Genomic DNA, 24,956 nt, shown 5'->3' with positions numbered 1-24,956 from the left:
CCTCGTCACTGACTTTCCCAGTGGGTAAAGTCTGCCGCAAATTGAGCTAGGGATAACAGCTTAATGCGGGTATCTTGAGCGACTTTTTGGCGCATTTGAGCGGTATTATATCCCCAATCGGCTAAATATAAGCCCACATCGTTTAAATCTGCTTGTTGCTCCACTAATTCCAACGCATCGAGACGATCCTCGACAAACCACAAATTGGCGGGGGATTCCGGTAAATCAGCCAGTATTTGCTGAATAGTCAGGTATTTTGGCTGTTTAATTTCCTTGCCAATTAATCTCGCCGCAGGAAAATTAATTGCTACTTTTTGTAACAATTGCTTGACAAAACGACTTTCTTTGGTGGTGATGATATAAACCAAAAAATCCGAGTCTAAAAGAGAGGCTAGGCGATCGATCGCGGGTTGATAAAATTGATGTAAGGCTAACCAAGACTCTAGATCCGACTCAATCCATCGATCTCTAAGACCATCGAGGGCATTTGAGAGAACTTTTTTCGCTATTTTCTCCCTTTCTAGCAGATTTTGCCGAATTGACGGCCAATTATTTAAAGCTTCCCCGTCGGGAATATCGAGAACGAGCGATCGCAACAGTAAAGGCATTTCCCAACCGGTTTCGATAACGGGACGAAGTTGCGAAAACCTCGGGAAAAAATCCTCGGGAATTATTTCCGGCCAAAGGGTTTCATAGGTGCGTTTGCTAATCTGAAAATACTCGATCATGCCATCACAAAGAACACCATCAAAATCCAGTGCTAGAATGCGGGGGGATTGATTCATAAATGCTGGTTTAATCTCAATAATGGCAGTATAGCGCAGCTATTAGCTATTCTTTGCTTCATCGTTCACATAACATAGCTGTCTGATGATTTCGGTGACAGAATTTTTCAATCCCTCTACATGAATCCAACCCACATATACAGCATATACAATATTTTGGTGATTGTCCTGTATATAAACATGATGAACACGATATAAATCTGAGCTTAAATAAATATAACCACTGGCATCTTTAAATTTACCTTCTAGTAATATTTTTTCTTTTAAAGATTTCATTTTTGCCAGATCTTTAGTCACTCCAGATATTTTAGCTATTCTTTCTATGGCAAGCTCAACACAGGTGTTATTGCCGTAACTATTGCCATTATTATAATCGTGCTGATCAAAATAAATTGTCTCTACGATATTTTTGGCCACTTTATCTGATGCTAGGTAATAGGTATGAGCATTAATGGAATTTAAGACAACGGCAGCAATTTCTACAGAATCAAAAATATTGCCAGTCGCTTCTAGATAATAATCGCTTATCAAAATCTTGGATACATCGGTTATAGAATCAAAAAGAGGACGAATTGGATAAGCGATAATATCGGAGGAATTGATCAGATTATTCCAGAGCAAACGCTGACTTTGATGCTGGGTAATAAATTTTTCAATTTGATTGGTATCAATGCCTAAAGTTAAATTTAAAAATGGGATCGGTGAACCCATTGTTGTTACACTAGATAGGGAAAGCTTCCCCCGTTCTTTACCGATAAGATCACGAATTTCATGAGCGGGATCCTTAGGATCAAAACGATCAGAAAATAACAGATCCCAAAGGATTACAGTACCCAAAGAATGGGCAACTATATGTAATTCGGTTTCCTGGGGATAAGCTTGAACGAGATCGATTAATTGATCGGCAATAATGCGGCGAATTTGGTTTCCTCGATCACTGCCTAAATAGCTAAATGCGTCACCGATAAAATAAGATAAATACTCTTTTCTAAAATTTTGATAGCGAAAGGATTGCTCTTGGTTAAAATTACTATTTTTTCTGTTTTTGTGTCTGTAATTCTTGCTCGATATCTCGCCATAATTTTCCAGTTACTTTGAGGACATTTCCCCAAAATCCTGCATAACAGTAGGGAATAATCAGATTTTTGCGTTTACATTCTTCTTCAATTAGTTTAATTAATTTATTGGCATAACTAGCATCTCTTGTGGCCACTCCATGAATAAAGTAAATCAGCATAATAGGTTGATCTCAATAAGCATTGATCGGAATCTCTTACCTTCTTAATATACCCTTCTAGCTTCAGAAAAATATCTCTCATGGGCAATTTCCCCTTTATAGTAATTGATTTAATCCCCTATCGTTCACTCAAAACTGCCTTTTTTCTGATCCAGATAGCGAGAATTGTCAGGAAAAGTCAACCCATCACTCCCGCTCAAGGATTTTTATCGATTCCAGTTAATCGATTAGAGACAGTACAAGTGTATTTAATTAACAGTCCGAAGTTTAATTTATCCTACTATTCTCCTGTTCTATGTCTCGCAGTCTTTCTAAAATTTCTGATTGATCTGGGTGCTCACTAATTTTATTGATCTCTTCAGGACTCATAATATCAAATAATAACCATATTAATCTTTTTCTCTTATCCTCGTCACTAAAATTTCCCCCGATGATAGCGTTTAATCTTCCTTGATATTTCTCTTGCGTTTCTTTCAGTGTCAATCCACCGATTAATTCTTGGGTGCATTTCTGAATAGTAACTATTTTTTTAAAACAATCAAATTTAGGCTTGATAGAATTATATAGGCTGATTTTCTTGATTACCAATTTCTTGTCTAAAGGACTAATAATAGATATTTGAGAGTCTTTGTACCGCTCTAAAATCTTTTTGATCCCACTGGAGACAGGATTAATTGTCGATAAGCTAAATCCACCCATTACTTGGTCGATTTGTTCTAAATTAGGGTTTAAGGAACCCATAATAAGACCGAAGACCAGAGCAATGATTAAACCAAAAAAAACATTATCCTCGATCAAGCTTAATAGAGAAAATATAAGTTGAATGAGAAGGTATAAAAGTATTGATACAAAAATTTTGACAATTAATAAACAAAGGAAAGTATTTAAAAAATCCTTTTCTAAATCGGGAAATAAATGACGAATCCTAAAAGCTGAGAAATAGCTAATTCCAGTTTCATATAATACTCCAATAATTATCGCAGCCAAAATAAGAGGCCACAGATCCCCTCCCAGAAGTTTCCGTATTTCGCTGAAAAGATCGGTGGCAGCAGTTGTCTGAGAATCTACCAAAAATAGGTAATGGGTGAATGAACTGAAAAAAGTAAACTTGTCTAATTCCGTTAGAAACTGACTACAAAATACCATTTATCCTCAGCTGACGAGTTTTCCAAGTGGGAGTAAAGATTTTGTAGCTTTCTTCTTCATTGACTTTGATATAGCCTTTGTCCGCTAGTTTTTCTAATTTATCTTGTAAGTTAGCTTCTCCAATTCTATCTGTTTCAATTTCAAAGCTCAAGACAGTGGCAGCATTAACTTTGAGTAAATCAGATAAAAGAGACTTCTCCGCGGAGGTTAAATAATTGGTATCAGTTGTTTTAGCCATAAAATTCCAATAAATTTAGGAATGTTGCTGAGGGGTATAGACCAAATTAGATAAAACGTCAATCAAGTCAGATGGACAGGAGCCTAGTTCATGACTGTACTGATTATAGTATAGAATGATGCCCACCAGTTACTTTTTGGTGAAAAATGTTCACAATCTTACATTATGGGCGCAAGCAGTTCGATCAACTTACTGACCACGTTGCGCCCCTACATTGCACCAACTTTCTTTGTTAAGTAGGTGGGTGGAATTAAATATAAGATGAACGTAGCGACTGTCTTGATTGTCAAGGGGTAACTCAAAAAACAATCAAGGAGTTGCTGTCGAACCTAAAATCTCAAGCCAGAAAAAAGCGCAGCAAAAACTAAGTCGCTCAGGTTAAACCAAAGCAAGCGCAACCCTTGATCAGAGATAACAAAAAGTGTGAATCTCTAGGAACAAGGTGGTAAATTGTCAGCAAGCTGCCAAGGCTGATTTTGGCGAACCATTGCATTAAGAATAACTAAGATTTTCCGCACACAAGCAGTCAGAGCCAGTTTTTTTGATTTACCGCGTCCGACTAGGCGTTCGTAAAAGGTTTTAATCACCGGATTATGACGCATAGCTACCACCGCTCCCATGTAAAGAGTCGCCCGAATCTGAGCGCGACCTCCCTGAATCATTCGCTTACCTTTATGTTGACCACTATCAGGATTAATCGGTGCGACACCGACTAAGCGAGAGATTTGTTTGGCGGTTAATTGACCGAGTTCTGGTAAGTCGGAGACGAGAGTAGTAGAAATTACTTGACCAATCCCCGGCACGGTTTTGAGTAAATTGACTTTCTCGAGCCATTGTTGGTTAGCTTGGGTCAATTCCTCAATTTCTTGATTGAGTTTTTCGAGGCAGTTATCGAGATACTCAAGATGGGCTTCGATATCGACCAAAGCTTTACCGCGAGCGCGTTCCCGTCGGTTTTTTTCGGCAGTCCGCATCTCGACAAGTTGCCGGCGACGACTAATTAAGTCGCCCAATTGACGAGATTCTTCCGACTCAACCGCTAATATTTGCGGTTGCATTGCTTCGCCAAAATGAGCTAAAATTTGAGCGTCAATGGCATCGGTTTTGGCTAATTTACCAGTGGCTTTAGCAAAGTCTCTTCCTTGACGGGGATTGATTAAGGCTACAGGTAAATCCGCTTCTTGTAATTGAATCACCAGTTCAGTTTCTAAACCTCCTGTTGCTTCCAGAACGATGAGGTTGACAGTGTAGGATTTTAGGGTTTCGACCAGTTTAGATATGTCCTCCTTTGTGTTAGCAACTTTCATCGCTTTACTGAGGGGACGAAGGTAAACATCTAGGGTCGCTTTACTAATGTCAATGCCTACCCATTGAGAGATATTTTCCATGATTAAACCTGAGAAATTGGCGGGATTAATGGTTCTTTTGGAGAGCATCCCCTTGATTTTACTCATCCTTGCCCGATACGGTCTCTTAGCTTAACAATTGATTGTTTTCGCCACGACCCCGGCGACTGTTCGAGTTTTGTCAGGGAGATTATGGTGGTGACCCTTGCTACGAAGCGGTCTTTTCCGACCAAGGTTGGGACGGTCTACCACCTCTCTCAATATACAAGGTTGGGTTGAAGCATGAAACCCAACCCCCGCATGGGTTACGCTACCGCTAACCCATCCTACAAATAATTGTGCCTCCCTACTTAAGTAGTCGTGCAAAATTAATTTCCTAGTGAAGATAGGCAAAAGGCAAAAGGCAGGAGGCAAGAGGTGGTTAGATATGTGTAATTAATTTTGCTTAGGTACTTATTCCTCCAAGATTTTCGTGGCTTGAATCAGGATTTCGATAAGATCGACGAGTTTTGGTTTTGCTTCTTCTTGGACACGACTATCTTCCCAAAAAGGCAGCAATAACGCGAAAGTGATTAGAGCTAAAGATAGCAGCTTTTTGATTTTTCGATAATGCACGGTCGTTGCTCCCTATAGTTTTTTTTCTATCCTTCATATTTACGCATCGAAGTGTGAGTCGAGGACTGGGAATTGTGATATTATGTCTGACTTTTATTTGAAGACTAATTTGTGTCTGAATCTCTAGGTTCTCATAGAACAATTTAAAATGTCTGAGATATGTCTGAGTTTTTTGTGATACGTTTGAGTAAATGTCTGAGATACGTTTGATTTATTTGAGATAAGATTAGGTTGTCATTCATTTTTCAATAATCTTCACGGTTATGGGGCGATCGCTTAAAGTAAAATCGGAATATATCCCTAGAGTCAAACAAGCAGTTAAACGCAATAGTTACGCAACTCAACAGCTGCTTGCTGAGGAGTTAGGGTTCGCAAAATCGACTATTAGCCTTTTTCTTAACGGTAAATCGATTACTAATCTCAATTTTTTTGAAATTTGTCAAAAATTAGCCCTTGATTATCGAGAAATCGCTGACTGGGATGAGTTGGAGGAAACAGCTGCTGCCACGTCTGAGGATGAGGGAGAAAACCGGGCCGCGGATTTTTCCAAGTATATTGAACGTCCTCCAGTGGAACAGCTTTGTCTGGAGACGGTGAGTCAAGCAGGTTCATTATTGCGGATTAAATCAGCCAAGGGGATGGGTAAAACCCTATTAGTCGATAGAATTTTGAGTCAAGTTGACAAAAGACAGTATAAAACTGTCAGTTTGAGTTTTTTACAGGCAAGTAAAGGAATTCTCGGCGATTTAGACCGATTGCTCTCTTGGTTTGCTTTGATTATTTCCAAGAAATTAGGGTTAGCAGCTCTCTTTCAGGAAAAATGGCAAGAAGGATTAGGACTTTATAGCTGTACTGCCTATTTTCAAGACCATTTGCTCAAAAAGCTGGATAAACCCCTAATTTTAGTTTTAGAGGAGATAGATAGTCTCTTTACCTATACCAGCGTTGCCGACGATTTCCTTAGTTTATTTCGTCTTTGGCACGAGGAGGCAAAAAATAATAATACTTGGCAAAAGTTACACTTAATTATCACCTACTCCACAGAAAATTATGTTCCTGCTGACCTGAATAAATCTCCTTTGAATGTAGGAACAGAAATCCTGTTACCTGATTTTACTCTAGAACAGGTCTTGACTCTAGCCAATAAATATCAGGCTAACTTGGGAGAAGATGAACTGCAAAAAATAATTAATCTTGTCGGGGGACATCCCTATTTAATCCAAAAAGCGATTTATGGGATTACCCAAAAACAAATGTCTTTAGCAGATTTTTTAGAGACAGCAGCCACGGAAGCGGGAATTTATGGGGATCATTTACGAGGACATTTGTTAAACTTACAAGAACATCCAAACCTAGCAGCAGGAATGAAAAAGGTTGTAGAGTCGTCTTCTCCCGTTGATTTAGGTGCAACAATTAATTGGCAACTTCATAGTTTAGGATTAGTAACCTTTGTGCAGAATGCTGTTCAACCCCGTTATCCACTATACAGCAACTATTTTAGGTATCGCCTATCCTCCTAAAATCCAATATATTTAGTTAAACTGTTGTACATCTAAATCTAATATTCGTTTTCACCTGTTCCCCGTTCCCCCATCGAACCCAGAACCTTAAATGCGGACTAGCTTAGGGACAGATAACCTTTGATTAAATTATTCATCGAACTTAACCAATCAGACAAATTGCTAATTTTAATGCTATGGCGACCAATTTTTATTATGTTGGAGGCAGCGTTCCCCTAGATGCACCTAGTTATATCAAGCGGGAAGCAGATGATATATTTTATGACTATCTAAAAAATGGACAGTATTGCTATGTGTTAAATTCCCGTCAGATGGGAAAATCAAGTTTGTGGGTACAGACACAAAAACGACTGCAAGAGGATAATATTGATTGTGCTACCATTCATTTGAGTGGTATAGGAAAAAACATCTCCGAAGATATTTGGTATCGAGTATTATTTGAGCAACTGGTTAAACGCTTCAATCTTTCTATTCGGGGAAAAGAGCAAACTTGGTGGGATGAACGAGCCTATAAATCAGCTATTAATCGTCTTGATGAATTTGTTGAGGAAATTCTCTTAAGGGAAGTATCCCGACCTATTGTTATCTGTTTCGATGAAATTGATAGCGTTCTGAGTTTAAAATTTTCCACAGATGATTTCTTTGCTTGGCTGCGTAGCTGTCATGAAAAACGTCCCCATAATAGGGATTACCAACGTCTAACCTTTTGTATGTTGGGGGTAGCGGCAGTTTCTAACTTTATTCTAGATAATAATCGTAATCCTTTTAATATTGGTCAAGATATTCGATTATCTGGATTTACTCTAAAGGATGCCAGAAAACTTGCCGAGGGATTGCAGGACAAAGTTCCCAATCCACAAGGGGTTTTAGAGGAGGTTATAGAGTGGACAGGTGGACAACCATTTTTAACTCAAAAAATTTGTCGTTTAATCTCCACATCTCGCACTGGATTTGGCAAGGAATCCCCAGCAACCCCGATTAATGTCGGCGATTTTATCCAGTCGCAAGTAATTAGTAACTGGGTATCTCAAGATAGTCCAGAACACCTAAAAACTATTCGGAATCGTTTATTAAATAAGCGTGTCACGGGTAGAAGAATGCTGAAGCTTTACCTAGAAATTTTAAAAAATGGTGAAATTACCGATGATGGTAGTCCCGATCAAATAGAATTACGCTTAACGGGATTGGTAGTTCAAGACCGACAAAAGTTAAAAGTTTATAATAAGATTTATAGAAATGTTTTTAATGAAAATTGGGTGACAACGGAATTAAATAAAATCCCTGCATACTACGAAAAAGTAGATCAACTAGATAAAATACTATTAAGGACTGAATTTGATGAGAATCAAAGAGCAGCTTTAATTGAGGAAATTCCAGCTTGGACAGGTGGTAACTGGGAGTTAACGATAATAGTTATCCTTTTGCTAATCGACAATAAAAATGAGTTACGAGAAGGACAAGAAAAACCAAAAATTGAACAATTGATTCAGAAAAATATTGTAGAAAATTGGTTACAAAATAAAGCGGCAGCTCATCTCCAGAAAATACAAAACAGTCTCTTAACTCCTGATAAAAATGTTAGGTCAAGATTAGAAATCTATCAAGAAATTTTGCAGGGGAGAGTCTTTGCTGATAACAAACCAGAAAAATTGGCACTTCAGCAAGCAGAATTAGTGATTAAAAATGATGAGTATCTAGAAGTGACCAATCGAATTTATCAAGAGGTATTTAATATTCAATGGGTTAAACAAGAATTAGAAAAATTAGTTAAGGAGGAGGATTCTACCTTTTCGTCGGTACTATTACTACTTGGTACGTTTATTATTTTGTTCTTATTATCATTGCAACCACAAAGAACTCCCGATAAGGAACCCTCACCTAGTATTCCAGAAATTTGTACTAAACGAGATTTTAATATTAGCTTAGAAAAGAATATTCAACAACTGCAAGACTTGAAAAAGCAACAAGGTGATCAGTTTTATTACAAGTGTGGGACTCAATTAACTGAATTAAAGTTAATTCAGCAAGCAATAGGACTAGCTGTCGATAATTTTGTCGCTGATGTGCCGGGTAGAGAAGGTGCTTTTGAAATTTTGTGCAAAATCCCCCCAACTTCTGATAACTTTAAAGAAGCTCAATTTTGGGCAAAACGTTGGTATAATGACAGAGCTTGGAAATCGGATATCGATCGAGCTTTGCAAGATAATCTAGATTGTCAAAAACTTATTGAATAAACATCAATTTTTTAATCACTAAATACTCCATTACCACCCGTTAATTCCTCGGATAATGATACTCGGATTCCTTCCCCTCCCCGTGACCAAAATAAAAAGAATAGGTCAGAAACATTGAAGGATTGACTCCTGACAACAGGAGAGGAATTAACCTGTGGGTTCTTTTGACGTAAAACAATTACTTGCATATAGTAGAGGAGATTGCCAATCATTAGCCAGAGAATTAAACTAAAAATAACCCATCAAAAATTGAAATCGGCTATAACTCTCATGGGCAATTTCCCCTTTATAGTAATTGATTTAATCCCCTATCGTTCACTCAAAACTGCTTTTTTTCTGATCCAGATAGCGAGAATTGTCAGGAAAAGTAAACCCATCACTCCCGCTAAAGGATTTTTATCGATTCCAGTTAACCAATCGGGAACAGTACCAGTGTATTTAATTAACTGACCCACATTTAATATATAGTATGCCCAGATTAAACCCGCGTGCAGACCGATACTTTTACCCAAACTACCACCACAGGCGCGTTTTGCCCAACCGAGAATCAATCCTAGCAAGACTAAGGCAGGAAATTGGGGAAAAGTGCGGATAATTTCGGCTAAAGGTTTAATAAAGTGAGCAAGAGCAAAAATTAAGGCACTAATCACTAGAGCGATAGCGGGACGATAATCCTTTTCTAATTCTCCCAGTAACCAGCCCCGAAATAGCAATTCTTCGGCAAAACCCACCGCTAAAGCGACTAAAAACCCCTCCAGGATGATTTTGCTGATCTGGGGATTTGCAGGTAAGAAATTTAACCAACCTAGGAACGCTTGGAACAGAAAAAGCGAGAAAGTAAAAAATAGACCGATCGCTAACCCGTTAATTAACTCGATCGGCGTTTTTCTTCGCCAAATCAACCCATAATCGGCTAATCCCTCATCGCCATAAATTGTCCGTCCCCACCAATGGGATAACCCCAAAAATTCCAGGTAGAGAACAGAAAGGGTCAAAATTGAGACCAGATTAGCATTAGTGGCAAAAAAGTGATAGAGGGGAAGTGCGATCGGCAACCAGAGAAAAAGTAGGAGCAAAATAAAAATTCCCAGTCGCAGGGGGACTGGGTAAGTGGCAATTACCCGTAATCTTTTATTCATCGGGTTCGATGCTGCTGGTTAAACCTTTATTTTTCAAGGTTTCACAGTAAAATTCCGCGTGTTCTTGGATGCAGGTAATCACCAAGGCTGTACCATTCGTGTGCGCTTCCATCATGATATCAACTGCTTGGGGTTGCGTCATACCGGCGATCGTTTGCATTAAACTCTGAACCACATACTCCATCGAGTTAAAGTCGTCATTGTGGAGTAAAACGCGATAACGAGGCGCTGGTTTACGGATTGTCGCTGTGGAACGCTTTTCGATCACTTCTGTGGACACCGTGTCTCTCCTTTGAATCTATATCACAATACAAGTCAATCACTTAATGATCATAATCAAAATTTCCAGATTGAGCTAGGCTTTTTCTGTGATCCTTGGGGTGTTGGGTGTTGGGGGTTGGGTGTTGGTGAGTGGGGGACAGCCAAAGGAATGACATTTCTAGATGGATAGATCATAATTGCATTAATTGGCTAATTTAAGCTTATTTTACCATGGCTACTGACCAATTACAAAACCTTGAAGACAATATTCAACATCGAATGTTACCAAAAGATTCTAGGATTAAGATATTAGTCATCCCTAGGGAAAGGTGTCTTAGTACGGAATTTGAGTCTATAGCTTTAGATGTTTTACCCTTAGATAAATGTGTAGATTTAGACAAATACTAAGGCAGATACACAGAAGCGGAACTCCTCTATAAGCTCTCCCTCATAGCTAGTTATATGTTCGCCAATTTGTTATTCTTAGACCAAATCAGTTTTTAAATTGATTGTTTCTCCTCACTTCCCACTCTCCTAGAAAGTCCTTTGTTTCACTCAAAAACTGATGGTTTTAATCCAGCAAAAACAGAACTATTTACCTATTATCCCTCCTAACCAAGAGAAAAGAAAAAATTAATATTTATCGGACCAGGTTAGCTGATATGATCAAGGAGATGACTATCATTCCAAGGTCAATGAGCGCAAGAACGTTATTCGATAAAGTCTGGGACGCACACACGGTTAAGATTCTTCCCAGTGGACAGACACAATTATTTATCGGACTGCATCTAGTCCATGAAGTCACCAGTCCCCAAGCTTTTTCGATGCTGAGAGAAAGGGGTTTAAAAGTATTATTTCCGGGACGGACTATTGCTACCGTCGATCACATCGTCCCCACCGAAAATCAGGCGCGTCCTTTCCTTGACGATTTGGCTGAGGAAATGATCCTGGCGATCGAAACTAATGTTCAAAGCAATCATATTCCTTTCTACGGCATCGGTTCTGGTAATCAGGGCATAGTTCATGTGATCGCTCCTGAACAGGGCCTAACCCAACCCGGGATGACGATTGCCTGTGGTGACTCCCACACCTCCACCCACGGCGCTTTTGGGGCGATCGCTTTTGGCATCGGCACTTCCCAAGTACGCGATGTTCTTGCTACCCAAACCCTATCCCTATCGAAATTAAAAGTGCGTCGAGTGGAGGTAAACGGCGATTTAAACCCCGGGGTCTATGCTAAAGATGTAATTCTCCATATTATCCGTCAATTGGGCGTTAAAGGCGGTGTTGGTTATGCCTATGAATACGCAGGTAGTACAATTGAACGGATGTCCATGGAAGAAAGGATGACGATTTGTAACATGGCGATCGAAGGTGGGGCCCGATGTGGTTATATCAACCCCGATCAAATCACCTACGATTACCTCAAAGGTCTTGATTTTGCGCCTAAAGACTGGGAAAGTGCGGTTAATTGGTGGGAAAGCATTAAAAGCGATGCCGATGCAGTTTATGACGATGTGGTGGTCTTTGATGCCGGCGAAATCGAACCTACAGTTACTTGGGGTATCACTCCGGGCCAAGGAATCGGAGTTAACGAAGTCATTCCCACTCCCGAAAGTTTACCGGCAACGGAAAGAGCGATCGCAGAGGAAGCCTATCAATACATGAAACTCACCCCCGGCACCCCGATTAAAGGCACAAAAATCGATGTCTGCTTCGTCGGTAGCTGTACTAACGGCCGGATCAGTGATCTGCGCGAAGCGGCCAAATTTGCCCAAGGTCATCGTGTTGCCCCCCATGTGAAAGCTTTTATCGTCCCCGGTTCCGAAAGAGTCAAAAAACAGGCGGAAGCGGAAGGATTAGACCAAATTTTCCTAGCATCGGGCTTTGAATGGCGCGAGGCTGGCTGTTCCATGTGTTTAGCCATGAATCCCGATAAATTGCAGGGAGATCAGATCAGCGCTTCCTCCTCCAATCGCAACTTTAAAGGTCGTCAAGGTTCCGCTTCTGGGCGTACTTTGTTGATGAGTCCGGCGATGGTGGTAGCAGCAGCGATTAAAGGGGAAGTCACCGATCCCAGGGAGTTGTTACAGTAGTTGTCTCAAGGGTGAGATAGGAGGCAGGAGGCAGGAGTCAGTTATCAGTTATCAGTTATCAGTTATCAGTTATCAGCTTCTGAAGGCAAGAGGCAACAGGCACTCGTGCAAAAGACAGAATCTGACAATTCTCCTACCTAAAAAGAGGGTTAGAAACTAAGCGCATCAAAGCTTTTAGCTTAACCAATTAGGTCTGAGATTCGGCCCTTGTTATCAGATGTGAGTTTTCAGTTCACTGATTACTGTTTACTGTTTACTGATCACTGAAAAAAGCTTCTCCCTACACCCCACACCCTACACCCCACACCCTACACCCTACACCCCACACCCCACACCCCACACCCCACACCCTACACCCTACACCCTACACCCTACACCCCACACCCCACACCCTACACCCCACACCCTACACCCCACACCCCACACCCCACTTCCCACTCTATTTTAATTTGACCGCCATAATTGCCAAGCTTTAACGAGATTTCCCCCCATCAAGGCAGCCACTGCATTTAAAGTCTTAATTTCCTCACTATCGGGATTTAATTGTCTAGCTTTATCTAAGACTTTTTGGGCTGCTTGCGGTTGCCAATCGTAGAGATAAATAAAACCTTGATAAGCATAATGATAGGGATTATGGGGGTCAATTTTAATCATTTCCTCGGTGGCTTTTATTGCCCCTGCCACATCCTGTTGTAGTACCTTAGAAATTGCTAATCCGTAGGCTAAAGATAATTTATCGGGGGGGTTTTGTTGCTGTAAACGATAGGAAAAAGCCTTGTCTGCTTGCAGCACATAATCCTGAATCGAATCGTATTGATTGATACGATTAGTTAACTCAAAAATTGGCTCAATCCCCGTTAATCCTTGACCAATATTAGCCGACTTTAAGCGCAATTGGGTGACTAAATCTAATTGGGGCGTTGCTAACTTGGGAACTTGAGGATCGATGGTAATTTGAGCATTAGTTTTAATCGGATAGGTTTCGCCAGTTTCCCGATTGAGATAGACAGCAGATAAGCGATAAACTCCGGGGGTTGCTGCCGACTGCATGGCGGTTTTTTCAGTGACTTCAAAACCCTTTTGTTGCTCTTCTGAAGTTAATTTTTCTGCCACTAATCCCCCCATAGCCATACCGTGATCGTGCATCCAATAATCCTTCCCGTCCACTTCTTGCCAGGTTAAAATTACTATCCCTGACTTTAATTGTTGCCAGTCTCCGGCCCATTTATAAACCACGGGAAGGGGTTGATTAGGAGAAGCTTTTTCGGCAAGGGTAATCTCTCTTAATTCCACCCGTTTTGGCGGATTTTCAAGGGGTTTAACCGTGACGGAAGGATATATTTTTCGGTGTAGGGACAGGGTGCTATCATCCGGTAGCTGCCAAGTTTTCTCCACTTGGAAATCTGGCCCAGTGGCGACTCGATTAACAATTTTTTTCTGGACATTGGGGACGGAACCCTGTTCACCAGTTTTAGTTAAAAACCAATCTAAAGAATTGACATCCTTTTCGATATCTTCTTCCCGAACTCCCACCTGTCTGCCGGCAACCTGGGAATTATGTTTACCACCGTAGAAAGAGAAAGTATGTTGATTTAATTCGGGGGTGGAAGGTAAAACCCCTAGGGTGCTGCGAAGATAGGGAGAATCGGCTAGAATCTCTTTAACTACTTCTTCGTTTTGCCAGCCAGTTTTTAAATAGGGATGGTGTTGTAATTTGGGACTGAAAACGTTAGTAATTATATCTCCCCCCAAGGGGAATAAATTTAAGCTGGTGAGGATAGCGGCAATAGTTATCGTTCCCCAACGGATAGCGGGGGCAAAACGACCGCGCCAAGATAATAAACCGACGGATAAAATTAAGGATAAAGTCGGTAAAATCGGCAAAATATAACGAGCATCTTTATTGATGTTGAGGGATGATAATAGGTATCCCCCCAGCAGAAAAACTCCTAACCAAATCCACACAGGACGATTAACCTTATCTTCGGTTTTTCTATGACGTAAGGAGATTAATAATCCCACCACAGGAACTAATAACAATACCCAAGAAAGAAAATAGGGTAAAACTTGGGCGTAAAACGTCCAGGCATCTGGACTGGTAAGAGGCGGATCTCCCTCCAAAATCGCCGAATCTACCGTGGCACGTTTGCCTGCGGTTAACATTAATAACCAATTCGTCCGATACCAGGGAAACATTAACAATGCTGCCGTTAAAAAACTGAGCATTAATTGCGCTAGATTGCCCCAACGTTTTCGCCGGAGATTTTCGCCCAATACCCACAAAATCGGTAAAAAGAGGAAAAATAGGGCGGTTTGTTTGACTAACATCCCTAAACCCAAAGAAATCCCGAAAGCGATCGCTTTTGGCCAGCCTTGTCCACTAAATCGCCACCATGTCAAGCAAAAGTAAGAAAACGTTACAATTGCCGCTAAGGGAAAGTCTAAGAGATATTCGAGGCGATAATAGTATAAACCGGGGAGAAATTGACAGATTAGGACTGCCCATAAAGCCACAGTCCCATTAAAGAGGATAATTCCCAATCCGTACACAGAAAAGAGCAGTAGGGCGCTATAGATAGCCATTACCCACATACCCGCATCAAGACTAATACCAAAGAGATTAAAGAAGGGAATCGTTACAAGATAGGTTAAAGGGGGAATTTTCGGCGACATTAGCCATAAACTGCGCCACCAATCCCCGTCAAACCAGCGAGGATTTTGGAAAGCTTGGGTATAGATAATCCCACCGTTGAGATAATCGGCCTGATCCCAAGCAGGAATGGTATGATCGAGACTAAACCAGAATCTATCGACTAATATCCCCAATATCCATATAATACTGACAATAATTAATCCCTGTCTCCCATCTAGCGATCGCTTCAAAATGACTTCTCCCTAGTGCAACTCTCAATTATTCTGCCACGCTCTCAAGCGACCCTGAAAAAATCGCCAGCAAGAAACACCAGACCGATCGGGGTAAAATAAAGATTTAGTGAAAAATTGTAACAGGAACTTGACAAATGCGAGTGGTGATCGTTGGTGCAGGGTTAGCGGGAATGGCAACAGCTATCGATCTAGTCGATGCGGGCTGTACAGTAGAAATCTTAGAATCTCGTCCCTTTGTCGGGGGAAAAGTCGGTAGTTGGGTAGATGCGGACGGTAATCACATCGAGATGGGCTTGCACGTCTTTTTTGGTTGTTACTATAATCTTTTTGAGTTAATGAAAAAAGTGGGCGCTTTTCAATCCCTACTGCTCAAAGAACACACCCACACTTTTATCAACGAAGGGGGAAAAATCGGCGAATTAGACTTTCGTTTCGCCGCAGGTGCGCCTTTTAACGGTTTAAAAGCCTTTTTTACCTCCTCCCAACTCTCGGCAGCCGATAAAATCTTTAATTCTCTGGCCTTAGGTACCAGTCCCATCGTCCGCGGTCTGATAGACTTCCAAGGAGCGATGAAAACGATTCGGGATCTGGACTCGATTAGTTTTGCCGATTGGTTTCGTAGCCATGGCGGTAATCAAGGCAGTTTAAAAAAAATGTGGAATCCGATCGCCTATGCCTTAGGATTTATCGATACGGAAAATATCTCGGCCCGTTGTATGCTGACGATTTTCCAATTTTTTGCCGCTAAAACCGAAGCTTCCGTCCTGCGGATGTTGGAAGGTTCCCCCCACGAATACCTACATAAACCGATTATTAACTATCTGGAGGCACGGGGCGCCAAAATCTCTACCCGTCGTCAGGTGCGGGAAATTCTCTATTCTGGAGAGGGCGAAAATCTGCAAGTTAATGGCATGATCGTCGCTAACGGAGAAACCACGGAAACTATCACCGCAGATGCCTATGTTTGCGCTGGTGATGTCCCCGGTATTCAGCGTCTCATTCCCCAAGATTGGCGAAAAATGCCGATTTTTGACAATATTTTCCGACTAGAAGCCGTCCCCGTCGCCACGGTACAATTGCGTTTTGACGGTTGGGTGACGGAGTTAAATGATGCCGAAAAACGCCGACAACTGCAAAAAGCGGTGGGAATTGACAATCTTTTGTACACCCACCAAGCGGATTTTTCCTGTTTTGCAGATCTTGCTCTCACCAGTCCTAGGGATTATTATCGCCCCGGAGAAGGTTCTTTATTACAGTTGGTTTTAACCCCCGGGGATCCTTTTATTAAAGCTAAAAATGAAGATATCGCCCAGCACGTTTTAGCGCAAGTCCATCAGTTATTTCCCTCCTCCCGGGAGTTAAAGATGACTTGGTTTAGTGTGGTGAAATTGGCCCAGAGTCTCTATCGGGAAGCACCGGGGATGGATGTCTATCGTCCCTCGCAAGCGACTCCTATCCCTAACTTTTTCCTTGCCGGTAGTTATACCCAACAGGATTACATTGATAGCATGGAAGGAGCCACTTTATCGGGTAAACAGGCAGCCAGGGCCATCTTACAACAGGCCGAGCGCCAGAAATCTTTGGCTACGGTTTGAGTAAACAGCCAGCAATCTCCTCTGTTAAGAAGGGGTTGCCTCTAAACTTGTTTTCAGTGGCCAAAGATAACCCCTATAGCTAACTTGGCAAGTCAGCCTCTCAAGCCAAGCTATACAAAAAAGACCGATCGAGCTAGACTCGTAAAAAGATAACTCCATCTAGAAGGCTTACCCTAGACTGGAAAGAACGTCGGAAAAATCTCGTCAGAAATAGGAGTCAATCGAGTTTATGCCAGAGCTTGCTGTACCATTAGAGCTTGATTTCACCAGCGAAACCTATAAATCAGCCTATAGTCGCATTAATGCCATCGTTATTGAAGGCGAATACGAGGCCAATAGCAATTATATTCAATTAGCAGACATCCTCGCCGATAACAAAGAAGAGTTACACCGTCTGGCAAAAATGGAAAACCGTCACATGAAAGGTTTTCAAGCTTGCGGCCAAAATTTGCAAATCACTCCTGATATGGATTATGCCAGAGAATTCTTTTCCTCTCTGCACGAGAACTTCCAAATTGCCTACGCAGAAGGTAAAGTTGTCACCTGTTTATTAATCCAATCTTTGATTATCGAAGCTTTCGCGATCGCTGCCTATAATATTTATATTCCTGTTGCTGATCCTTTTGCTCGTAAAATTACTGAAGGCGTAGTTAAAGACGAATATTTACATCTCAATTTTGGCGAAGAATGGCTAAAAGCAAACTTTGAAACCGCTAAAAAGGAATTAGAAGCCGCAAATCGAGCTAATCTTCCCATTGTCTGGAGAATGCTCAATCAAGTCGAGGATGATGCTCGCGTCCTCGGTATGGAAAAAGAGGCCCTCGTGGAAGACTTTATGATTAGCTACGGGGAAGCTTTAAGCAATATTGGTTTCAGCACCCGTGATATTATGCGGATGTCTGCCTACGGATTAACTGCCGTCTAAACCTTGAGCGTCGAGATTTCCTGTTTTTCCCCTGCTGCCGCTCAACACAGAGCGGCGCTTTTGTGTAATATATTTAAGAGTCTTAACGATTTCTTAGCAATATCCTCATTTTTTTATCTAGTGCCATCTAGTCTAACGAAAGAACAATCAATGTTTGGTCTTATAGGTCATCTTACCAGTTTAGAACACGCCCAATCGGTCGCCGACGATCTAGGTTATCCTGAATATGCTAACCAGGGATTAGATTTTTGGTGTGCTGCCCCCCCGCAAATTGTCGATGATTTTCATGTCACCAGCATCACGGGGCAAACCATCAGAGGAAAATATATCGAATCCTGTTTTTTACCAGAGATGTTGTCGAATCGTTGGGTAAAGTCTGCTATTCGTAAGGTGCTAAATGCCATGGCACTCGCTCAAAAAAGTGATATCAATATCACCGCACTCGGTGGTTTTTCTTCGATTATTTTCGAGGAATTTAATCTCAAAGATAATCGACAGGTACGGAATATCGAGCTAGATTTTGGCCGTTTTACCACCGGTAATACCCACACCGCTTACGTCATCTGCAATCAGGTGGAAACCCTCGCTGACAAAATGGACATCGATTTAGCTCAATCCACCGTCGTGGTTTGCGGGGCAACCGGAGATATCGGCAGCGCCGTTTGTCGTTGGTTAAATGAAAAAACCGATACAAAAGAACTAATCTATGTGGCACGCAATCAAGAGCGTTTACAATCTCTCCAAGAGGAGTTAGGACGCGGTAAAATTCTCCCCCTAGAGGAGGCTTTACCCCTGGCTGATATCATTGTTTGGGTGGCTAGTATGCCTAAAGGCGTGGAAATTGATCCAGATAAACTCAAGCGCCCCTGTATTATTATTGATGGTGGTTATCCGAAAAATTTAGGCATGGTATTAAATGCCCCCGATATTTCGGTGATTAAGGGCGGCATTGTCGAGCATTCCCTCGATATTGACTGGAAAATTATGAAAATCGTTAATATGGATATTCCCTCTCGTCAAATGTTTGCCTGTTTTGCCGAGGCGATTTTATTGGAGTTGGAGGGTTGGCAAACTAATTTTTCCTGGGGACGCAATCAAATTACCGTCCCTAAAATGGAACAAATCGGTGCAGCTTCCCGCAAACACGGGTTTCAACCTTTGTTATTTTAATTCATACCCCCAACCCCCCACGGAATTAGAAGTTTCAGGCGAAAAATAATTAGAGTAAGTGCTTGACTTTAGCGGCGGCTTGGGTTATGCTTGTTTCATAATGGGATGTTTGTGTTTATTTTTGAATGCTTAGGTTCCAATTATGAATAAACTCTTTTAAAAATATTATCCCAAAATCTGCCCACAAAAGCAAGCAAAATTTTGCCCTCAATTGTTAAGTTTTGTTAAGAAAAGTCCTAAGAGTGGCAAGGAAGAGAACTCCCTGAACAGATCAGTCCGATCTCCTTGATAGTTTCTCAAGGGTTTTGGGGTAATTCTAGTTGAAGCATGAAACCCAACGCCCGATTATGTTACGCTCCCGCTAACCCATCCTACAAATAATCGTGCCTCCCTACTTAAATGGTGTACAATACTAAATCGGTTGAGTATGGGCTACTGATCAGGACAGGCGAAAGGCAAGGGGTAAAAAGGATAATGCCTATATGGTCATGAAAAACAAGATCGACTCCTTCATCAAGCGACTTGGCATAACTCCCTACCGATTTGCCAAAGATACTGGTCTTAGCATGAATAATATCTACTTACTGAAAAATGATCCCTCTCAGTTCCCTAGTGCTAGAGTTTTCGACTTGATCCTTGAGAGATATAAGGATCAAGGGATCGGAGTCAACGATATTGTCGAATGGGTTCCCATCATAGCGATCGCAACATCCCAAAAGAGAGGAGGCAGAAATGGCAGAAGATAGATTAGAACGGATTGAGAAAATAGTTGAATCAAACGCTAGGGCAATTCAAGCTCTTGCCGATGCCGTGGCTAGGGATCGAGAAGAACGAAAACAAGAGCAAAAAGGGCTTTACGATTACCTTGCTCGAATAGCCAGCGCACAATCAGATTTTTATCAGACTCAAGCCGATTTTTACCGGCATTTAGAGAGAATGGATGATCGACACGCCCAAATGATTGAAATCATCCGACAAATCAACGAAAACAAGAGCGATCGTACTTGATGCACAATCAAGCGTTCTCCTTTTAACCAATACCCCCAACCCCCCACCGACCACGGAATTAGAAGTTTTAGGCGAAAAATAATTAGAGTAAGTGCTTGACTTTAGCGGCGGCTTGGGTTATGCTTGTTTCATAGTGGGATGTTTGTGTTTATTTCTGACTGCTTAGGTTCCGATTATGAATAAACTCTTTTAAAAATATTATCCCAAAATCTGCCCACAAAAGCAAGCAAAATTTTGCCATCAATTGTTAAGTTTTGTTAAGAAAAGTCCTAAGAGTGGCAAGGAAGAGAACTCCCTGAACAGATCAGTCCGATTTCTTTGATAGTTTCTCAAGGGTTTTGGGATAATTCTAGAAGTGTGGGCCTGATTTTTAGCCTTCCAGCAAAGACGACAAAACCACTAAACCCTATGAAAACTTGGTTAGAAGATCGCGGTATTTTACCCGCTTACGGTGGGGGGGTAATCATTGGCATTACCCTCTGTTTTTTCGGGGCGGCGACCAATACCATGGCGGGATGGTTGTATGCTATCTGTGGCACGACAATCGCCATTTTAATTTTATCGATAATTTTACCCCGTCGTTCCCTTCTTCCTCTGAAAGTGCGTCGTCTTGCCATTGTACCCGTAAGTGCGGGGGACGATCTTAGTATGAGCCTAGAGATAGAAAATACCAGCAATCAGCCGATAAATCTGTTAGAAGTGACAGATATGCTGCCAATTGTTCTCGATCAGCCAAAAATAACCCCAATAGAAGCGATTGCCCCCAAAAGTAGCCATCGTTGGACCTATTATTTACCCACCAGTAAACGGGGTGTTTATCACTGGCAAGAAGTACAATTAAGAACAGCGGCCCCTCTCGGTTTATTTTGGTGTCGTCGTTGTAGTCAAGCAGCGGCTAAAGCTTTAGTTTATCCGCAAATTTTACCCTTACAACAATGTCCCCTGATCGATTCCCTCGGTCAAGAGATGGCACAAAAATTAGAAAATAATCGCTATTATCAAAGGGCGAGTCAAGGACTTACCCGTAACCTGAGACAATATCGCCAGGGTGATTCTACCCGTTTAATTCACTGGAAAACTAGCGCCCGTTTGGGAGAATTGCAAATTCGGGAATTAGAAGTGTTAACGGGAGGACAGGAAGTGATTATCTGTCTCGATACCCTCTGTGATTGGCCAGAAGACAGTTTTGAACAGGCGATTATTGCCGCTGCTTCCCTCTATTTTTATGGCCATCGTCGGCAATTAAATGTGAAACTCTGGACCAGTGAAACGGGTTTAATTCAAGGGGAAAGGGTCATTTTAGAAACTTTAGCCAGTATAGAGGCAAAAGCTAGTCAAAAAAACGCCAATCTGCCTAATTTACCGCTAATTTGGTTGACAAGTAACCTCAATTCCATCGAACAACTCACCCCCGGCAGCCGTTGGTTATTTTTCCTCGCTGCCGATTCCAGCGAGAGTCCTTCACTCTTGATCCGACAGTTTAGCGGATTGGCGATCGAACCAGAAATTTCTCTACAACAACAATTGCAAAAACCGCCTCGTTGAGAAAATTTCTGTTCCCAGTCTAGATTGAGAGGAAATTGTCCAGAAAAAAATACCAGTATCCCCGAAAAAGATGTTATGATAGAAAAGACTCGGACTCATGCGATCGCAACGCCTTAACCTTGTCAGGACCGGAAGGTAGCAGCAATACGGGATGCTTGTGACTGGCGTGATCTCCGGGTCTTTTTGTTGCCTGTGACGGTCGCTGTTGTGAACGCTTTCAAAACTTTTCGATCGCTTACTGCCGAAACTCGTCGTCAACTACTCATCCTCTTCGTCACGGCGCTGTTTTTCTGGACAAGTATCACCACTCTCCTCCCCACTCTCCCCATCTATATTGACTCCCTAGGCGGTAGCAAACAAGATATCGGTTTTGTCATGGGGGCCTTTGCCATCGGTTTAATTTTATCGCGCAGTTGGTTAGGCAATCTAGTTGATCGCCGCAGTCGCAAATTAGTGGTTTTATTTGGAACTATTGTCGCCGCTACCGCACCCCTCGGTTATCTATTTTTTCGCGATCTTTCCTCTTTATTCGTCGTCCGTGCCTACCATGGCCTCAGTATCGCCGCTTTTACCACCGGTTACAGTACCCTAGTGGTGGATTTTTCCCCCGTTCGTCAACGGGGAGAGATAATTGGTTATATGAGCTTAACTGCACCCATAGGCATGGGAATCGGTCCAGCTTTAGGCAGTTATCTCTACAAATCGATCGGTTATGACGGTTTATTTCTAGTTTCCGCCACTTCGGGAGCGATCGCCTTTCTTCTGAGTTTCTCCATTCAAGAACCGGACTTCAAGAAAAAATTAGCCGAAATGAAGGCAGAAAATCCGACAATTGAGCGCAGTTTTTGGGCATTATGTCAAGAGCGGGCTTTTTTAGTCCCTACCTTAGTTTTTCTGCTGGTTGGCACTTTATTCGGCGGTTTAGTCGCTTTTTTACCCCTGTTTCTCCTCGAAAATCAGATCCCTTTCAGTGCCGGTCTATTCTACAGTTGTGCGGCAGTATCGGGGGTAATCGGACGGATTTTGTCGGGAGGAGCCAGTGATCGCTATGGACGGGGTTTATTCATCACTATTAGCGTTTTTTGCTATGGTTTATCCATGTTGGTTCTATCTTCTGCTCGATCTCCTTCCGCTTTAATTTTAGCCGCTATTCTCGAAGGTACGGGAGGGGGGATTTTATTCCCTATGTTACTGGCTTTAATCTCCGATCGCTCTAGGCCCCAAGAACGCGGCCGGGCCTATTCTATCTGTATCGGCGGTTTTGATGTGGGAACGGCCTTAGCAGGTCCAATTCTGGGGGTTTTAGCAATTTCCTACAAAACTATGTTTAGTTTATCGTCAGGATTAGCTGTTATCGCTCTCTTTCTCTTTTTTACTCTTTCTAACCCCACTATAAGCCATTCTTTTCTCTTCGCTTTCGGTTTAGAAAAAGATCGTTATGCTCTGCGCGGACAATTACAATAAAGCTTACTGAAAAAGTTTTTCCTAGTACAGGGTTATTTAATAGGTTTGAGGCTGAAAATTATCGGGAATATCTAATTCAAATACTTGGTCATGAATCCGAGCCACATAAAACCCTTCTTGCAGAATTTTTTCGCGTAATTCCGGGGATAAATCAACGGCTGCTAATATGCCATAGAGTTTTTTATCCTTGTGTTCAGGAAAAAAGCGGCGAAACCGTTGCAAAATACTTTTTAATTGAGTAATATCTTCCTGTCTAACATGACTTTTAAACTCAACGATATAAGCAGTATTTAGCTCACCATTGCTATAGGCAAGAACATCAATTTCTAGGTGTTGTCCTTCTTTACTGACTCGCACACTGGGACTGATAACTTCCATGCCAAAACTTTGTCTGAGAATCGTTTCCATTGAAGGAAGGGCAAGTCCTTCGGTAAAGCTGCCGAATTTTGCACCGAGTCCCCCAATTTGTTTGCCCAGTTCTTTGAGTTGTTTGTCAGTTTCTTTCTGTTGTTGGGCGTTTTCCTTCTGTTGTTGACTAACTTCCTTCAATAGTAGTTCAGTCTCCTTCTGTTGTTGACTAACTTCCTTGAGTTGTTTATCAGTTTCTTTTTGAGCGGCAGTTAATTCGGCTAAGAGTCGCCATACGTCTTCGGATGTGGTTGCCATAAATAATTGTTTCCTTCCGATCTAGTCTATTGTTATTTTAGTCAATTGCGCCGGTACTTCCTAATTTTTAACCTTCCATGCTCTCTTTTTTGTCAAGTACATCTTATCCCATTTTAAGCGAATACTACCGTGCGATTAGCGTAAACTAAAACGCGATTTTGCAAGTGTAAACGTACCGCTCGCGCTAACACCACCCTTTCTAAATCCTTACCTTGACGAATTAAATCTCCCACGGTATCGCGATGACTAACTCTGACCACATCCTGCTCGATAATTGGCCCCTGATCGAGATCGGCAGTGATATAATGGGCCGTGGCTCCAATAATTTTTACCCCTCGATCGTAGGCCCGTTGATAGGGATTAGCTCCCGCAAAAGCTGGTAAAAAAGAATGATGAATGTTGATAATATTGGGAAAAAAGTTAATAAAATCTGGGGTGAGAACCTGCATATATTTAGCTAAAATCCCTAAATCTATCCGGTATTCCCGCAGTAACTCTAATTGTCTGGCTTCCTGTTCAATCTTGGTTTCGGCGGTAACGGGAAGATGATAAAAATCAATACCAAATTGATTGGCAACTGAGTGTAATTCTGGATGATTGCTAATAATTAAAGGAATTTCTGCCCTAATTTCTCCCGCCTGTTGTCGCCATAATAAATCGAGGAGACAATGATCCTGTTTTGTCACCCAAATAGCTAGACGCGGGACAGTATCGGAAAAATGTAAGGACCAACTAGCCTGCAAAGGTTTGGCAATAGCGGCGAAAGCTGGTTCGATCATCCCACGGGGTAAATTAAACCCCTCTAATTGCCATTCTATCCGCATCAGGAACAATCCCGCCGAAAAATCCGTGTGTTGGTCAGCATGGATAATATTGCCGCCATTAGCGTAGATAAAATTAGCGATTTTCGCCACTAGACCAATCTGGTCGGGACAAGAAATTAACAAGGTTGCAGTGGCAGCAGTCATAAATTATCGGCGGCAGGAATTGACTTTTTCTATGCCTAATTTATTACAATTTTAGGCACTTCGTCCCTTTGATACACAAAAAAGATCTTTTGTCAATAGCGATCGCCGATTA

22 protein-coding genes, 1 other RNA gene and 1 pseudogene are annotated in these 24,956 nt (G+C 41.7%); 12 read left to right on the top strand and 12 right to left on the bottom strand.

Annotation, left to right across the window (positions count from 1 at the left end):
• Positions 1-5 precede the first annotated feature (5 nt).
• The 6 genes and pseudogenes from B5D77_RS21280 to B5D77_RS26335 form a co-directional block, all read right to left on the bottom strand.
• Positions 6-785 (bottom strand): HAD family hydrolase, encoded by a 780-nt coding sequence (locus B5D77_RS21280; protein ID WP_008196136.1) that lies wholly within the window; start codon positions 783-785, stop codon positions 6-8.
• Positions 786-827: 42 nt separating this feature from the next.
• A pseudogene (locus B5D77_RS21275) lies at positions 828-2,022 on the bottom strand (hypothetical protein).
• 267 nt (positions 2,023-2,289) lie between these two features.
• Positions 2,290-3,168, bottom strand: a complete 879-nt coding sequence (locus tag B5D77_RS21265; protein ID WP_106909603.1) for a hypothetical protein — start codon at positions 3,166-3,168, stop codon at positions 2,290-2,292.
• The gene (locus B5D77_RS21260; protein WP_106909602.1) at positions 3,155-3,406 is read right to left on the bottom strand and encodes a hypothetical protein; all 252 of its coding nucleotides are present in this window, start codon (positions 3,404-3,406) and stop codon (positions 3,155-3,157) included. Before B5D77_RS21260 ends, B5D77_RS21265 begins: the two co-directional genes overlap by 14 nt.
• 431 nt (positions 3,407-3,837) lie before the next feature.
• Complete coding sequence (locus B5D77_RS26750) at positions 3,838-4,794, bottom strand: IS110 family transposase (RefSeq protein WP_216824542.1); 957 nt, start codon at positions 4,792-4,794, stop codon at positions 3,838-3,840.
• A gap of 411 nt (positions 4,795-5,205) precedes the next feature.
• Complete coding sequence (locus B5D77_RS26335; protein WP_172969774.1) at positions 5,206-5,367, bottom strand: hypothetical protein; 162 nt, start codon at positions 5,365-5,367, stop codon at positions 5,206-5,208.
• Between the two features lie 263 nt (positions 5,368-5,630).
• On the opposite strand from B5D77_RS26335, the gene B5D77_RS21255 reads away from it, so the two are divergent.
• Both B5D77_RS21255 and B5D77_RS21250 read left to right on the top strand, forming a co-directional pair.
• The gene (locus tag B5D77_RS21255; RefSeq protein WP_106909601.1) at positions 5,631-6,887 is read left to right on the top strand and encodes an AAA-like domain-containing protein; all 1,257 of its coding nucleotides are present in this window, start codon (positions 5,631-5,633) and stop codon (positions 6,885-6,887) included.
• 176 nt (positions 6,888-7,063) lie between these two features.
• On the top strand, positions 7,064-9,121 hold the full coding sequence (locus B5D77_RS21250) for an AAA-like domain-containing protein (RefSeq protein ID WP_106909600.1): 2,058 nt from the start codon (positions 7,064-7,066) through the stop codon (positions 9,119-9,121).
• 11 nt (positions 9,122-9,132) lie between these two features.
• On the opposite strand, the gene B5D77_RS26745 is transcribed toward B5D77_RS21250, so the two are convergent.
• The 3 genes from B5D77_RS26745 to clpS all read right to left on the bottom strand — a co-directional run bounded on the left by B5D77_RS26745 (position 9,133) and on the right by clpS (position 10,540).
• Positions 9,133-9,333 carry a hypothetical protein gene (locus B5D77_RS26745; RefSeq protein ID WP_106909599.1) on the bottom strand — a complete coding sequence of 67 codons (201 nt, stop codon included), beginning with the start codon at positions 9,331-9,333 and terminating at the stop codon, positions 9,133-9,135.
• Between the two features lie 96 nt (positions 9,334-9,429).
• A complete protein-coding gene (locus B5D77_RS21240) occupies positions 9,430-10,260 on the bottom strand; it encodes a CPBP family intramembrane glutamic endopeptidase (RefSeq protein WP_106909598.1) in 831 nt (276 codons plus the stop codon).
• Positions 10,253-10,540 carry an ATP-dependent Clp protease adapter ClpS gene (gene clpS, locus B5D77_RS21235; protein WP_002738526.1) on the bottom strand — a complete coding sequence of 96 codons (288 nt, stop codon included), beginning with the start codon at positions 10,538-10,540 and terminating at the stop codon, positions 10,253-10,255. Before clpS ends, B5D77_RS21240 begins: the two co-directional genes overlap by 8 nt.
• Positions 10,541-10,752: 212 nt before the next feature.
• On the opposite strand from clpS, the gene B5D77_RS26015 reads away from it, so the two are divergent.
• Positions 10,753-10,929, top strand: a complete 177-nt coding sequence (locus tag B5D77_RS26015) for a hypothetical protein (RefSeq protein ID WP_008196171.1) — start codon at positions 10,753-10,755, stop codon at positions 10,927-10,929.
• Between the two features lie 287 nt (positions 10,930-11,216).
• Positions 11,217-12,617 (top strand): 3-isopropylmalate dehydratase large subunit, encoded by a 1,401-nt coding sequence (gene leuC / locus B5D77_RS21230; RefSeq protein ID WP_106909597.1) that lies wholly within the window; start codon positions 11,217-11,219, stop codon positions 12,615-12,617.
• Positions 12,618-13,061: 444 nt separating this feature from the next.
• Here leuC and B5D77_RS21220 read toward each other — a convergent pair whose 3' ends face one another.
• Positions 13,062-15,500 (bottom strand): glycosyltransferase family 39 protein, encoded by a 2,439-nt coding sequence (locus B5D77_RS21220; RefSeq protein ID WP_106909596.1) that lies wholly within the window; start codon positions 15,498-15,500, stop codon positions 13,062-13,064.
• Between the two features lie 137 nt (positions 15,501-15,637).
• On the opposite strand from B5D77_RS21220, the gene zds reads away from it, so the two are divergent.
• The 8 genes from zds to B5D77_RS21180 all read left to right on the top strand — a co-directional run bounded on the left by zds (position 15,638) and on the right by B5D77_RS21180 (position 23,210).
• Positions 15,638-17,098: a 9,9'-di-cis-zeta-carotene desaturase gene (zds, locus tag B5D77_RS21215; RefSeq protein ID WP_106909595.1), complete on the top strand. Its 1,461-nt coding sequence runs from the start codon at positions 15,638-15,640 to the stop codon at positions 17,096-17,098.
• Between the two features lie 229 nt (positions 17,099-17,327).
• A complete protein-coding gene (locus B5D77_RS21210; RefSeq protein ID WP_008196179.1) occupies positions 17,328-18,023 on the top strand; it encodes an aldehyde oxygenase (deformylating) in 696 nt (231 codons plus the stop codon).
• A 150-nt stretch (positions 18,024-18,173) separates the two neighbouring features.
• Entirely contained in the window at positions 18,174-19,193 is a 1,020-nt protein-coding gene (locus tag B5D77_RS21205) for a long-chain acyl-[acyl-carrier-protein] reductase (protein ID WP_008196181.1), read from the top strand.
• A gap of 488 nt (positions 19,194-19,681) precedes the next feature.
• A complete protein-coding gene (locus B5D77_RS21200; protein WP_149979267.1) occupies positions 19,682-19,939 on the top strand; it encodes a helix-turn-helix transcriptional regulator in 258 nt (85 codons plus the stop codon).
• Positions 19,926-20,201 (top strand): hypothetical protein, encoded by a 276-nt coding sequence (locus tag B5D77_RS21195; RefSeq protein WP_008196184.1) that lies wholly within the window; start codon positions 19,926-19,928, stop codon positions 20,199-20,201. Before B5D77_RS21200 ends, B5D77_RS21195 begins: the two co-directional genes overlap by 14 nt.
• A 408-nt stretch (positions 20,202-20,609) precedes the next feature.
• A complete protein-coding gene (locus B5D77_RS21190) occupies positions 20,610-21,746 on the top strand; it encodes a DUF58 domain-containing protein (RefSeq protein WP_106909594.1) in 1,137 nt (378 codons plus the stop codon).
• 86 nt (positions 21,747-21,832) lie between these two features.
• Positions 21,833-21,929, top strand: an RNA gene (ffs, locus tag B5D77_RS21185) — signal recognition particle sRNA small type.
• A gap of 9 nt (positions 21,930-21,938) precedes the next feature.
• Positions 21,939-23,210 (top strand): MFS transporter, encoded by a 1,272-nt coding sequence (locus B5D77_RS21180; protein WP_008196189.1) that lies wholly within the window; start codon positions 21,939-21,941, stop codon positions 23,208-23,210.
• Between the two features lie 36 nt (positions 23,211-23,246).
• Here B5D77_RS21180 and B5D77_RS21175 read toward each other — a convergent pair whose 3' ends face one another.
• Together B5D77_RS21175 and purU are read right to left on the bottom strand one after the other, a co-directional pair.
• Positions 23,247-23,876 carry a DUF3782 domain-containing protein gene (locus tag B5D77_RS21175; RefSeq protein WP_106909593.1) on the bottom strand — a complete coding sequence of 210 codons (630 nt, stop codon included), beginning with the start codon at positions 23,874-23,876 and terminating at the stop codon, positions 23,247-23,249.
• A gap of 113 nt (positions 23,877-23,989) precedes the next feature.
• Positions 23,990-24,844 carry a formyltetrahydrofolate deformylase gene (gene purU, locus B5D77_RS21170; RefSeq protein WP_002792831.1) on the bottom strand — a complete coding sequence of 285 codons (855 nt, stop codon included), beginning with the start codon at positions 24,842-24,844 and terminating at the stop codon, positions 23,990-23,992.
• Between the last annotated feature and the right edge of the window lie 112 nt (positions 24,845-24,956).

Origin of the sequence: Microcystis sp. MC19 (genome assembly GCF_003019735.1) — a bacterium.
Classification (GTDB): Bacteria; Cyanobacteriota; Cyanobacteriia; order Cyanobacteriales; family Microcystaceae; genus Microcystis.
The sequence above is the reverse complement of the archived record's forward strand: the minus strand, read 5'-3'. Positions and strand labels throughout refer to the sequence as shown.